Source organism: Novosphingobium fuchskuhlense (genome assembly GCF_001519075.1).
Lineage (GTDB): Bacteria > Pseudomonadota > Alphaproteobacteria > Sphingomonadales > Sphingomonadaceae > Novosphingobium > Novosphingobium fuchskuhlense.
This window is the reverse complement of sequence record NZ_KQ954245.1, coordinates 704,304-717,471: the sequence shown is the minus strand read 5'-3', so window position 1 is coordinate 717,471 and position 13,168 is coordinate 704,304. Positions and strand designations below refer to the sequence as shown.

Sequence of the window (13,168 nt, the reverse complement as noted above, 5' to 3'; positions counted from 1 at the left end):
CGGTTACCTCCGCTGGGTGGCGAGCGGCGATGCCGCAAGCGCCCCGATGGCATTGAAAAGCTGGACAATCACGAAGATCGCAAGGCCGCCAGCCAGAGCGACGACAAGATCCGCCATGGCGGGCGCTGGGTTTGGCAGCAGGCGCGGCACGAGAAGTGCGGCGAGCAGCAGATTGCGCGCGACAAGCAGCCAGCTCAGCGGTTGGCGCAGCTGCGACCGGCCGCACCCGCAATCGATCTCGCGCCGCCCGCGCGCGATGTTGATCCCCATGGCAGCGGCGAAGACGGCCAGAAGCAAGATGGAAGCCGCGGCCGCCAGGGCCTGTCCGCCGAGCAGCAGCCCGATGGCGATAACCAGTTCCGCTGGAGCAAGCAGCACGGCTGCAGGGGCGACCATGGCTGAGGGCAGGAGGCGGTAGTTCGAAATGACCCCTGCCAGCAGGTCCCGATGGCGCAGCTTGGCAAGCGCGGCTTGCAGGAACACGAGGCCAACCCCCATTGTTCCTGCCAAGCCAAGCACGCTGAGGCCCGTTCCGCCGAGCGCGGCCAGAGTCAGGGCGCTGCCGTCGGCCATCAGGGCTCCAGCGTCCGCAACACGCCGCCGCCAGACCTTTCGAGCTTGAACTTCTGCTCGCCGGTCTTCGCATCGAGGATCAGCAACGCGCTGCGATCGCCTTCGCCGCCTTCGGTTGAAAGGACCAGCTTGGGGCTAGCTTCTTGGGTCACGGCGATCGCGCTGGCCGGGGTCTCGAGCGGGATGCGCCTCACGACCTTCTTGGCCGCGACATCAAGCTCCCAAACTTCCGTGCCGGATTCCTTGTGCGTCCAGTATTCGCCCGTGTGCATGAGTACGAAGGCATGACCGGTGCCGAGGTGATAGGCGAGGCCCTGGCGGGCGCCGGGATACCAGTGCACATCGAGCGGCTTGGTATCGGCGGGTGCGACACCCGCTGCGGCCTGGATCGAGAACGGTTCGGAGATCGTCGGCGTGGCGCCGAGCTTGGCGGTGTAGACCTGGCCGGTATAGGTCAGGAAAACGGCCTGCTGCTTGACGCCGTCGTAGCCGAAGTTGTCGAAGATAGGATCGTTGGTGGCCGAGAAGAACGGTGCCGAACGGGTGATCTCGGGCTTGGCCCCGGCCGTCTTGACCGTGGCGAGCGAGCCATCCGAGCACAATGCCGAAAAGCCGACGCCGGTAACGGGCATCAAGCTCGCGCAGCCGGGCAGCTCGATCTTCTTGACGAACTTGCCCTTCGCAAGGTCGACCATGTTGACCGAAGATGCCGGATCGAGATTGTAGACATAGGCCGTTTTGCCGGCGTCGGCGATCACGAAGTTGAATTTGCGTCCGCCGATCAGGATGCGCCCGGGAATGGCGATTTCGGTCTTCAGCTTGAGCGTGTTCGCATCATAGACCGTGATCATGTCCTGCCGCGTGCCGCGCCAGCCCTTGGTCCAGATGCTTTCGGAGACGTAGAAGGCCTTCCCACCCGGATCCAGTGCAAGGTCCGACAGTGTCGACGCCTCGACGAGGCCGAGCATCTTGCCCGTGTCCGTATCGTAGATCGCGTTGCCCGGCACGACGAAGCCGCGCTCGACAAATACCCAGCTGGGCTTGGGGGCGGGGAGCGTGACCGCCTCGAGTTCCGGGTCGGGCTGCAGCGGATCGGCCGCATGGGCAGCGGGCATGCCGCCGAGCAGGCCCAGCGCGCAGACAGCGGCGGCCGAAGCCTTGAGCATGACGGAGAGCGATGGCTTGCCCTGAATCTTCATCATCTTCATCTGGCCTGGCCCCTTCTGCCTGAAACGCCTGAACCTTTGATACCGTTGACTGTTTTGCAGCTCCGAGCCTCGCCGGTGGCGAAGCGCGTTGTGCAGTTGCGAGAAAGTTTTGACGGCTGTCCAGTTTTAGTCAAGCGCTTTGTATCGCTTTTGTTGCTGGCGTCGTGGACAAGCCCGGGCCGCACCGAAAGGAGCCTGCGGTTGACCCCGCTTGCGGAATGGTGGCGGTGGCACATAGCATCTGAAAACATCACGCAATCCCGCAACACGAGCACCTGGGCGTGCCCGCTTGTTGAAAATGCTCGTTCCTGCGTGATCGCCACGTCGACTCCCAAGCGGGGCCGCGCGCAACCTTATGATGCGGAAGTAATCTGCTCCGGTGTGATCGATTTTGCAAGCATCACCATCGCTTCTGCTGCGATTGCTGTGATCATGGGCATCTTGGCCGCCCAGGGCTTCTCGAAGCCGAGGAACGGGGTGGTGCCTTCCATCGAGGCGCTGATGTAGAGCGCGACGGTGTGCACCTCTTCTGGCGAAAGTGCCGGGTTCAGGGCGGTTATCACTTCGCCGATGTAATCGTGGACCCTCTGGTAGAACGCCCGCACCCGATCCGCCACGAAATCGTTGTGGTTGGCCAGCGCCCATAGCTCGATGAACAGGCGGGTGGTGCGCTTGCCGGCAATATCGTCAAGGCAGAGCTTGACGATCATCCGCATGCGGTCTTCCGGAGAAATGCCGGGTTGCCGGACCTCGCTTTCAAGCAGCTTGTCATAACTGTCGAGCAGTTCGTCCAGCATGATCTTGATCAGCATTTCCTTGCGCGGGAAATGATAGCTGACATTGCCGACCTTCATGCCGCTTGCGGTGGCAATGCGGCGGATCGTGAAGGCGCTGGCGCCTTCTTCGATAAGAACGTCGTGCGCGGCCTTCAGGATCGCATCGACGGTCTCGGTGCCGCGCGCATATGTGCCGGGACGCGGTCCTGATGCCCCGGATGCCCCGGATGTCTTCGCCTCATCACCCTCCGATACGGCGATGCGCTGGTCCGGCGCAATCGTGGGTGCGATGCCATCCATGAGCGCTACGTAGCATGCGGGTCAGGGGCTCGCCAACCTGCCATTCCGGCAAATCGCTCTTGACGCACATGTGAAGTTTGTACAAACTTTGAAGTGTTATTTTAAGTATTTAAAAATGAATGATTATTACCCGTTACCTCGCTGATCGATACCATGCTGTATCCGCCGCGAAACAGGGTGTGATTTTCCCCTTTTGCCGGTCCGGCTCGCCTGCCGTGCCGGCATCTCGAAAGGACCGCAATGGCGATCTCGTTGACTGTGAACCGCAAGGCCCGCACCGTGGATGTAGAAGCGGACAAGCCGCTTCTGTGGGTTCTGCGTGAGGACCTTGGCATGCCGGGCACCAAGTTCGGCTGCGGCGCGGGCCTGTGCGGGGCTTGCACCGTGATCCTGAACGGCGAGGCGGTGCGCTCGTGCCAGACGCCGCTGTCCGATGCTGCGGGCAAGGATATCGTGACGATCGAGGGCGTGGCCGCTTCGCCTGTCGGCGCCAAGGTGGTCGAAGCGTGGACCGCGCTCGACGTGCCACAGTGTGGCTACTGCCAGGCCGGGCAGATCATGTCGGCCACGGCGCTGCTGACGGCAACGCCCAAGCCTTCGGCCGAGGAAGTGTCGGCCGGGATGGCGGGCAACATCTGCCGCTGCGCCACCTACCTGCGCATCCAGAAAGCCATCGCCCAGGCCAGCACGGCCATTTCGGGAGCCGCTGCATGACTGCCGCCACCGTTTCGCGCCGTTCTTTCCTCGCCGCCTCGCTGGCGGGCGGGGTCGCGCTCACCTTCGAGGCCAGGCTCGCGTTCGCGGCACCGGGCAAGGCCGAGCCGGCCATGCTGGGTGCCTTCATCACCATCGCGCCGGACAACACGGTTACGATCCTCGCAAAGAACCCCGAGATCGGGCAGGGGGTGAAGACCATGCTCCCCATGCTGATCGCCGAGGAACTCGACGTTGCGTGGAGTCAGGTGAAGATCCGCCAGGCTGACGACAACGCCGACAAGTACGGCCCGCAGTTCGCCGGTGGCAGCATGACGACGCCGCTCAACTGGCTGCCCGCGCGGCAGGCCGGTGCCGGCGCCCGTGCGATGCTGGTCGCCGCCGCTGCGCAGCAGTGGGGTGTACCGGCCGCCAGCTTGACCACGGGTGAGGGAGCGGTGAGACATGCCGCCAGTGGCCGCTCGATCACGTACGCCGCCCTCGCACCGGTCGCGGTGAAGATGGCTGCGCCTGATCTCGACAAAGTGGCGCTTAAGTCGCCCAAGGATTTCAAGATCGTCGGCAAAGCAATGAAGGGTGTCGATACCCCCGCGATCGTGCGTGGTGAGCCGCTGTTCGGCATCGATGCCCACCCGCAGGGCATGCTCTATGCCGCGATGGTCAAGTGCCCGGTGATCAGCGGAACCCTCAAGAGCTTCGACGATGCTGCCGTCCGCCGTGAAAAGGGCGTGTTGGCGGTGGTGCCGATCACCGATGGCGAGATTCCGGCCGGCAAGCACAACGCTGTGGCGATTGTTGGCGACAGTTGGTGGCGCGTACACAAGGCGCGCGAAAAGCTCGCTGTGCAGTGGGACACCTCGGGCTTTGACGGCTTTTCCACGGATGGGTACGCCGCCGAAGCCAAGGCGCTGCTGGAAAAGTCCCCGGCGGCCGATCTCTTCCGGGCCGGCAATGCCGATGCAGCGCTCGCCAAAGCCGCGAAGGTCGTCACGGCGGACTATGCCTATCCGTTCCTCGCCCATGCCACGCTCGAGCCGCAGAACTGCACTGCACTGTGGCATGCAGACGGCAAGCTCGAAATCTGGGCACCGACGCAGGATCCGGCCACCGCGCGCGGCGATATCGCCAAAGTGCTGGGGATCGAGCCCGGCTCGATGACAATCCACATGACCCGCATCGGCGGCGGCTTCGGGCGGCGCCTGATGAGCGACTTCATGATCCTGACCGCCTGTATCGCCAAGGCGCTGCCGGGCCGCCCGGTCAAGCTGCTTTACGATCGCACTGATGACCTCCGGAACGACTACTTCCGCCCCGCCGGTTGGCATCGCATGACCGCAGGCGTGGATGCGAGCGGCGCGCTTGTCGCGCTGAAGGACCACTTCATTACCTTTGGCGCGAGCGGAAAGCCGATGCGCGCTGCGGAAATGCGCGCAACCGAGTTCCCCGCGCCTGTCCTGCCGGACGTGCAGATGGGCATGTCGTTCATCAAAACGAACCTCACCACGGGCTGGCTGCGCGCACCAACATCGAACGCGGTGGCGTTCGTGTTCCAAGGCTTCCTTGATGAGGTCGCGGAAGCTGCGGGGACGGACCTGCCTTCGCTGATGGTGAAGACCCTGGGTGCGCCGAAGCAGTTGCCGCCAGAGCCTGACGATACGCCGTTCGATACCGGCCGCGCGCGCGGGGTGATCGAGGCGGCGTGCAAGTTTGCGGGCTGGACCGGCAAGCGCTCGGCCGTTCCCGGCAAGGGGCGCGGCTTCGGCTTTTACTTCAGCCACCGCGGCTATTTCGCGGAAGTCGTGGACCTGTCGGTGTCGGACGGGGCGATCACCATCGACAAGGTGTGGGTCGCGGGCGACATCGGCAGCCAGGTGATCAATCCGCTCAACGCTGAACACCAGATGCAGGGCGCTGTGATCGACGGCATCGCGCAGGCGATGGTGTGGCAGCCGATCGAGCAGAAGGCGGGCGCGGTGACGCAGGAGAACTTCGGCGATTTCCCGCTCATCCGCATCAACCAGACACCGGGCGAAGTTGCGATCACATGGGTCGTCACCGACAATCCGCCGACTGGCCTTGGCGAACCCACACTGCCGCCGGTGATCCCGGCGATCGCCAACGCCATCAAGGACGCAACCGGCAAACGGCTGCGCAGCCTGCCCCTGTCGCTCGCCTGACGGTTCCTGCCTGATAGACCAACAAGGCCCCTCCCGCGATAGCCGGAGGGGTTTTTGTTTGCCGCCGCGAGAAAAGGCCGGCGAACAGAATCCCCTCGCGGCCGGAGCCGCGAGGGGTGGGGTAAGCTGGTCTAAGACATGGTCGTCAGTAGCGGTAGCCGAGCTTGAGCCCGAAGAACTGCGGGCGGATCGGGAAGGTACGCGACGAGCCTGCGCAGACCTGGATCGCGCAGAAAGTGTTGCGCGTCAGCTGGCCACGCCGGTCGAAGGCGTTCTGGATGAAGATATCCGCCGTCCAGTTGTCCTTGCGTACGCCAGCCCCGAAATCGAAGCTGACGAAGCCCGGGGTGTTGCCCAGAAGTTTGTTGTTGAACTCGTTCAGATCCTGCGTTGCGCTGGTTTGATAGAGGGCTGCGCCCTGCAGGTAGCCCTTGAGCGGACCGAAGTCGGTATCGTAACGGATCGTGGTGGTGCCCTTGAACTTGGGCTGGCGCGGCAGACGCGTGCCGTCTGCCGCCGCAACCTGCGGCGTGCCGAGATTGCCGGGAATGAATTCGCCGGCTTTGCAGGTGGCGAGTTGCGAGATGACCTTGGTATCGCGATCCGCGACGAAGTTGCAGAAGTTGCCCTTCAGCTTGCCGTCGTTGTAGGCGCCACTGCTCGCGATGGTGACCTTGCCGAGCTTGAGTTCCGCATCGTATTCGATACCCTTGACTTGGGCCTTGCCCGCATTTCCGGTGTAGCCTGCGCCCTGCGCACCGGCCACGACGAGTCCGTACTGAATATTATTCCACTTCTCGAGATAGATCGCGGCGTTGAGCCGGAAAACGTTGTTGAAGGTGCCCTTGAAGCCGATCTCGAAATTTGTGAGCGTTTCGGCTTGGTAGGCCGGTGCCGCCACAACGACCTGCGGCTGGGTTGCGGTTGCGCGCAGGCGTAGCGGGCGATTGTACCCGCCTGGCCGGAAGCCGGTCGAATAGTTGAAGTAGAGCAGCTTCTTGTCTGCGAGCTGCCAATCGACCACGACCTTGTGGGTTTCGCCCTTTTCGCTGTACCGGCCAATGCTCTCCGGATCGAGCGCATTGGTGTTGCGACATTGCAGGCGCGGGCCCGTAAGTGGCAGCGGGCAGCCGATGGCACCGGTGGGCAGGAAGACCGAAGGTGCAACAGCTGCAGAGGCGCCAACACCCTGGAAGCCCGCCGTGGCGAAATCCGTCCAGAAGTAGCGGATGCCACCAGTGATCTTGATCGTCGGCGTGATGTTGTAGTGAGCCTCGGCAAACGCGGCCGTGTCATGATAGAGCTGATCGTATTCCTGCAGGTAGTAGCCATCGCCGCGCACGGCCGGGCTGCCGAGGATCATGGTCCCGCCCTGCGAGGTGGGAATGCCGAAGCCTGCCGGGTTGGCGTCGCCACCACCCGATTCCGTGTAGCCGACGATCTGGTCGAGGCCGCGGATAGCGTAGTAATCGTTGAATTCGTTCTTCTGGCGCTGGTAGAATCCACCGACCGTCACATCGAACGGCCATGACTTGGGCGTGGTGAGGCGGATTTCCTGCGTGAACTTCCTATTGGAAATGTCGGTGTGATAATACTGGTTCGGGTTGAGGAGCTTGGTGCACTTCAGTGAATCACCCGATCCCGAGCAACCCGCCTTGTCGAAGAATTGCAGGTAGTTTTCGTAACCAGCTCCGAAGCTGTCATACGTGACCGTATAATAGGTATAGTCGTTGTTGATCTTGCGGTCGCGGTAATAATAACCCGTTGCCGACACGAGATCGAAATCGCCGATGTGGCCATGCACGGTAAGCGAGGCCTGGGCCCACTTGTCGTCGTTACGGGTCAGGTCGTAATCATGGACCTGCAGATCACCCACGCGCGTGTCGTAGCCGAAGTAGCCGTAGGAAATCTGGCGCTGCGCCGTGACCGACGGTGTGACTTCCCAGCCATCGGCGACATCCCACAGCATCGAGAGGCGGCCGCCATACTCGTAGACGGGGTTGTAGTCTTTCTTGGCGATGGCCGTGTTGGTCAGAGTGTAGGACGTGGCTGGATTGTTATCGCCAAGGTTGAGCACGGACGGACGTGGGTCAGGCACCAGGGGGTTGTCGCTGGTGCCACTGATGAACTGGCCCTTGTTGTCGATATTGTCGATGTAGCCGCCTTCCTTGCGATAATAGGCCATCGCGCGGATGGCGAAGCGATCGCTGACGGGAATGTTGATATACGACTTGATCGTGCCGCCGACGCCGCCCTTGCCGAACTTGTTGACTTCGCTCTCGGCGCCGAACTCGAAGGCGCCGATCTTGGGCTTGTTGGTGATGAAACGCAGCACACCCGCAAGCGAGCCAGCGCCGAAAAGGGTACCTTGCGGACCGGAAATCGCCTCGAGCCGCTCCATGTCATAGACTTGGATATCCGGCACTTGCTGGCCGGTGATCGGGATTTCATCAAGATAGTAACCGACCGAGGCATACGCGCCGCCAGCGGGCACGATTCCGCGGAAATAGACCTCGTTACGCCCGGGGCCGATACCCGCAAAGGAGACCGAGGGGAGGAGCGCGGCGTAGTCCTGCAGGCCTTTGACCTGGCGCTGCGCAAGGAAATCCGAACTCAGCGCCTGGATTGCGATCGGCACTTTCTGGACGTTTTCCGACTTGCGGGTCGCTGTGACGATGATCTCGTCGAAGCCGCCGGCGGGCTTGGTTTCATCGGCAGGAGCGGCTTGCGGCGCGAGGGTTTCCTGCGCGAAGGCGGCGTGTGGTGCTGCTATGCCGGTGAGAATGGTGGAAAGGCACAGCGCTCTCAGCGTGTGCGACCGGCGACCCGTTTTTTGTGTCATGACGTCTGGCTCCCTGCCTCGATATTCTGGTCGGTAAAGCTCCTTCGTTCCGTTCCTGCGAAGCGGCCTTTGGCCGCACGATCGCGCTGCTGCTGCAGCGACTTTCACCCGGACCATCCCGTCCGCGATTTCGCAGTTCACGAAACGATCCTAGAGCCATGGCCACCTGCGGACCTATGGCCGACTGCCTCACCGGACAGCGTGAACAATTCTTGTGTGTCCCCCTGAACCGGGTCACTCTTGACACCTGTCCTAACGGGCAAGATGCGCGATTGGTCGACAGAGTCAATATCGATTTTCGCATTTGCAGCATGACCCCGGGCGAGAGCCGTTGCGCCTGTTTCAAAACCTGCACATGATGCAGCGCAGGGCAGTATCGGGACAGATCATGAAATCAGGCAATCGTACGGCTCCGGCGCAGCACACCGAAGCAAGCGGAGCGTTGCGCGCCGCGCTCGATGCTGCCGCGGCGGAGGTCGAGACCGCTCCGGCCGCAGCGCTGGCGGCGGCCGAGGCGGCTCTTGCCACAGTGCCCGGCCTGCCGCCGGCCCTGTTCGTGGCTGCGCAGGCGCTGCGCCGTCTCGGACAACCTGCCGATGCCTGCGCGCGGCTCGCCTTGATCGGGGGCGGCATCCAGAAGCCGCCGATGGTGCTCTGGGAACTGGCGCAGGCCGCAAGTGAAGCCGGCCGGCCCGCAGAGGCGATTGCGGCACTTGAGGCGCTCACGCGGCAGCAGCCGGGCGTGGCCAGCGGCTGGTTTCTCCTCGCGAGCGAATTGCGCAAGGCGGGGCGCGACGGTGATGCGTGGCGCGCTGATCTCTCCGCCGTCCACGCTGCCTCGCGCGATCCCGACTTGCTGGCGGCGGCGGCAGCCATGAACGAAGGTGATCTCGGAAAGGCGGAAGGGATGCTGGCTGCCCGCGCAGCGCGGTTGCCGGATGATCCGGTCGGCATCCGGATGCAAGGCGAGCTGGCTTGGCGGCGCGGCGACATGACCGACGCGCTGCGCCTTGTCGAGCGAGCGGTAACGTTGGCGCCGGGGTTCGATCTTGCCCGCGATTTCCTGGTCCGGCTGCTGATGCAGACGAACCGGCTGCCCGAAGCGCTGGCCCACGCCGAAATGCTTGCCGCAAGTCCTGTCGCAGGCGCGGGGTCTGACCTTATCCTCGCCTCGGTGCTGGTGCGGCTTGGCGATCAGGAGCGGGCACGGGGCATATATGAACGCATGTTGGCGGCCCAACCCGACCAGCCGATGCTGTGGCAGAACCTTGGCCACGTGCTCAAGACACTGGGCGAGCAGGGCGAGGCGGTCACGGCCTACCGCGAGGCGGTGACCCGGCAGCCGGCCATGGGTGAGGCCTGGTGGAGCCTCGCCAACCTCAAGACAGTGAAGCTGTCAGGCGAGGATATCGCGCGCATGGAAGCCGCGCTTGCGGAAATTGAATGCGAGGAGGGGCGCGAGGAGGATGTGTTTCACCTCCATTTCTCGCTGGGCAAGGCCTTCGAGGATGCCGGAGACGCGGCGCGAGCCTACGCGCACTACGCCGAGGGCAATCGCCGGCGCCGGGCCTTGGTGCGCTATGACGCGGACGAGTTCGCCGCCGAAGTCGATGCGACAATCGCCACCTTCACCGCGCCGTTCATTGCCACGATGGGCGAGGGTGGTTGCCCCGCCGAGGATCCGATCTTCATTGTTGGCCTCCCGCGTTCTGGCTCGACGCTGGTCGAGCAGATCCTCGCCAGCCACAGCCAGGTCGAAGGCACGATGGAACTGCCGGACATGATGATGATCGCAGCCCGGCTGCAATCGCGTTTGGACGACGGCGAGTTTGCCGATTTTGCCGCGCTGATCCGCTCGCTTGGCCCGGCCGAGCGCCTGCGTCTTGGCGAGGAATATATCGAGCGGACGCGCATTCATCGCAAGACAGGTCGCCCACGCTTTACCGACAAGATGCCCAACAACTGGCAGCATGTCGGGCTGATCCGGCTCATCCTGCCACGCGCGAAGATCGTCGATGCGCGGCGGCATCCGATGTCGTGCTGCTTTTCGGGGTGGAAGCAGCACTTCGCCCGTGGTCAGACCTTCACGTACGATCTGGCCGAAATCGGCCGCTATTACCGCGATTACGTGCGGCTCATGGCGCATTACGACGCGGCAGCGCCGGGCGCGGTGCACCGGGTCATCTACGAGCGCATGGTTGCGGATCAGGAGGCCGAGACGCGAGCGGTGCTCGGCTATCTCGGCCTGCCCTTCGAGGAAAGCTGCCTCGAATTCCATCGCAACACGCGCGCGGTGCGGACGGCCAGTTCAGAACAGGTGCGCCGGCCGATCTACACCGACGCGGTTGAACACTGGAAGGCGTTTGCCGAATGGCTCGGCCCGCTGGAGGCAGCGCTGGGCGATGTGGCGACGGTCTATCCCGAGGTGCCGGAAGGTCTTCGCCCTTAGCGGAAGGCGACCCGCACACCCGCCCAGAGCGTGCGCGGCGTGCCAAGATCGATCGAGCCGCCGGAATTGCGCGTCACCACCGCCTCGTCCCACAGGTTTTCCCCGCGCAGCACCAGGCTGAAGGGGCCGGCGACCGGCACTTCGGCATAGGCATCGAGTGTGGTTGCGGCCGGCAGCACGTCGGTCTCGAGATCGTCCTCGAACTGCGCACCGGTATGGCGCAGCGTGAGCGCCAGCGTCGTACGCGGCGAGGGGTGCCAGGCTGCCGTGGCGCTTGCCGCATATCGCGGTGTCTGCGCTGGGCGCTTGCCATCGAGCGCGGTGCCGGGGGCTTCGACCTTGGCGTCGGTATAGGCGAACGACCCGCTCAGCGAGACGGTGCCCAGCTTGGCCTCCGCCCCCAGCTCGACACCGCGTGCATGGACGGCGTCGACATTCTGGCGCTGGCGTACATTGGGCGCGATGGTGACATTGGCGATGGCGTGGCGGACCTTGTTGTCGAAGGCCGTGGCGGAGAAGGACAGGCCGGCGACCGGTCGCCAGTCAACCCCGCCCTCGAAGCCGCGGAGGGTCTCATTCTCCAGCGCGGGATTTGCGCGGGTGACGATGGGGAACACGGTGAAGGAGCGGTAGAGTTCGTTCAGTGTGGGCTGGCGCAGGCCGGTGTAGGCTGAACCGCGCAAGGCGAGGCTGCCGTTTAGATTGATCACGGCGCCGCCGCGGAAGCTGGCTTCCCAGCCTGATCGGTTCGGGTAGGCGAGCGCGGTGCGAACGCCCGAGAGCACCTGGTCGAGGCGGCCGCTCTGCACCGACCAGCGGTCCGCGCGTGCGCCTGCAGTCAACACCACGGGGCCGAGTGTCCAGTCATCTTCGATGAACAGGCCAAGATCACGGTTGGTGCCACCCGCGCGGCGATGACCGGTTACGACGCCGGCGGTATAGACATCTTCCTCGGTATGCCCCTCGGCAAAGCGCCAGTCGGCCCCGAGGCGCAGGACATGCGCCTTGCCCACGGGCGGGCGCAATTCGAGCTTGCCGCCGATCCCGGTCGAGGGCGTCGCACGCTGGTTCAGCGTGGGCAGGAACGTACGGGCGCTGATCACCACATTGTTGAAGTCGCGGCTCTGCACATAGGCCAGAGCATCGAACTGCCAAGCCCCGCGGCCCACGAGGCGAAGGCTGGCGTCCTGACCGCTGGCGGCCGTGTCAGCCCCGGCAAATCGCAAGGTACGGGCATCATTGAACGCTGCGACGCGCGCCTGGAGTTCGACATCACCGGTGAGCGGTGCCACGGCCCGCACGCTGGTCGACCAGCTTTCATAGCGGGCGCGCACGCTGGCGGGGACGCGCTGGTCTGCCGGCGTGGTCCAGAAACCGCGGCCACGGTCCCAGCGGCCGGAGGCGACGAGATAGCCCGCTCCCAGCTTTGGTGCCAGGGTCGCGGAGAGCTCGGTCTCTCCGCGATCATCTACGAGGGCGCGGCCCCCGAAAAGGCCGATCTGATCCGGGCCGGCGCTGGTGAGGTCGATCGTGCCGGCAACGGCGCCTGCACCGAATGCGCCAGATCCGCCGCCGCGCGTCACGCGGGCAGTGGCCAGTCGCTCGGGCGCGAGCGCGGAAAGCGGAACGTAGCCGAAAAACGGATCGGCCATCGGCACGCCGTCGAGCAGGAGCAGAGTACGGCTCGTTGCATTGCCGCCAAGCGCGCGCAGGGTGATCCCTTGCGCGGAGGGGTTGGAAGCGCGGCTGTCAGACCGGCGGAACTGCTGGAAGCCCGCGGCGGCGGAGAGGGCATCTTCAAGCCGACCGGACGCTGCAACGGCAAGGCGGTCGGCACCGATCACCTGCACATCGTAGGCGACTGCAGCCGGTGCAGCTTCGAGCCCGCGTCCGGTCACCACGATCTGACCCGGCTCTGCCTCGTCCGCAAGCGCGAGCGTTGGCAGGGAGATGCCGGCAAACAGCGGAATCAGGGCGACATGGCGAAGGATAGACGACAAGGTTGGGTGCTTTCGATGAGACTGGCGCCGTGCCTTGCCTCGCTGGCACCACCTGTCAAGCGTGCTGCCGGGGCGGTCTTGTAACCGGTGAAAGGATTGCAGCGAATTGCGGGACATGGCCCCGGCGCT

The 13,168-nt window shown here is 64.2% G+C and carries 8 protein-coding genes; 3 read left to right on the top strand and 5 right to left on the bottom strand.

The window, feature by feature from the left end; all coding sequences use genetic code 11:
- Window positions 1–3 precede the first annotated feature (3 nt).
- The 3 genes from AQZ52_RS13065 to AQZ52_RS13055 form a co-directional block, all read right to left on the bottom strand.
- Window positions 4–573 carry a MauE/DoxX family redox-associated membrane protein gene (locus tag AQZ52_RS13065; protein ID WP_067911469.1) on the bottom strand — a complete coding sequence of 190 codons (570 nt, stop codon included), beginning with the start codon at window positions 571–573 and terminating at the stop codon, window positions 4–6.
- Complete coding sequence (locus AQZ52_RS13060; RefSeq protein ID WP_067911466.1) at window positions 573–1,781, bottom strand: amine dehydrogenase large subunit; 1,209 nt, start codon at window positions 1,779–1,781, stop codon at window positions 573–575. The genes AQZ52_RS13065 and AQZ52_RS13060 overlap by 1 nt, the downstream gene beginning before the upstream one ends.
- Before the next feature lie 353 nt (window positions 1,782–2,134).
- On the bottom strand, window positions 2,135–2,857 hold the full coding sequence (locus AQZ52_RS13055) for a TetR/AcrR family transcriptional regulator (RefSeq protein WP_082697935.1): 723 nt from the start codon (window positions 2,855–2,857) through the stop codon (window positions 2,135–2,137).
- A 240-nt stretch (window positions 2,858–3,097) separates the two neighbouring features.
- Between AQZ52_RS13055 and AQZ52_RS13050 the strand changes: the two genes are divergently transcribed.
- Window positions 3,098–3,571: a (2Fe-2S)-binding protein gene (locus tag AQZ52_RS13050; RefSeq protein ID WP_067911463.1), complete on the top strand. Its 474-nt coding sequence runs from the start codon at window positions 3,098–3,100 to the stop codon at window positions 3,569–3,571.
- Complete coding sequence (locus tag AQZ52_RS13045; RefSeq protein WP_067911460.1) at window positions 3,568–5,748, top strand: xanthine dehydrogenase family protein molybdopterin-binding subunit; 2,181 nt, start codon at window positions 3,568–3,570, stop codon at window positions 5,746–5,748. The genes AQZ52_RS13050 and AQZ52_RS13045 overlap by 4 nt, the downstream gene beginning before the upstream one ends.
- 145 nt (window positions 5,749–5,893) lie before the next feature.
- On the opposite strand, the gene AQZ52_RS13040 is transcribed toward AQZ52_RS13045, so the two are convergent.
- Window positions 5,894–8,590, bottom strand: a complete 2,697-nt coding sequence (locus AQZ52_RS13040; RefSeq protein ID WP_156424930.1) for a TonB-dependent receptor — start codon at window positions 8,588–8,590, stop codon at window positions 5,894–5,896.
- 388 nt (window positions 8,591–8,978) lie between these two features.
- Here AQZ52_RS13040 and AQZ52_RS13035 point away from each other — a divergent pair, with 388 nt between their 5' ends.
- On the top strand, window positions 8,979–11,039 hold the full coding sequence (locus AQZ52_RS13035) for a tetratricopeptide repeat-containing sulfotransferase family protein (RefSeq protein WP_067912174.1): 2,061 nt from the start codon (window positions 8,979–8,981) through the stop codon (window positions 11,037–11,039).
- On the opposite strand, the gene AQZ52_RS13030 is transcribed toward AQZ52_RS13035, so the two are convergent.
- Window positions 11,036–13,039, bottom strand: a complete 2,004-nt coding sequence (locus AQZ52_RS13030) for a TonB-dependent receptor plug domain-containing protein (protein ID WP_067911457.1) — start codon at window positions 13,037–13,039, stop codon at window positions 11,036–11,038. The two genes, AQZ52_RS13035 and AQZ52_RS13030, sit on opposite strands and share 4 nt — an antisense overlap.
- Window positions 13,040–13,168: the final 129 nt, after the last annotated feature.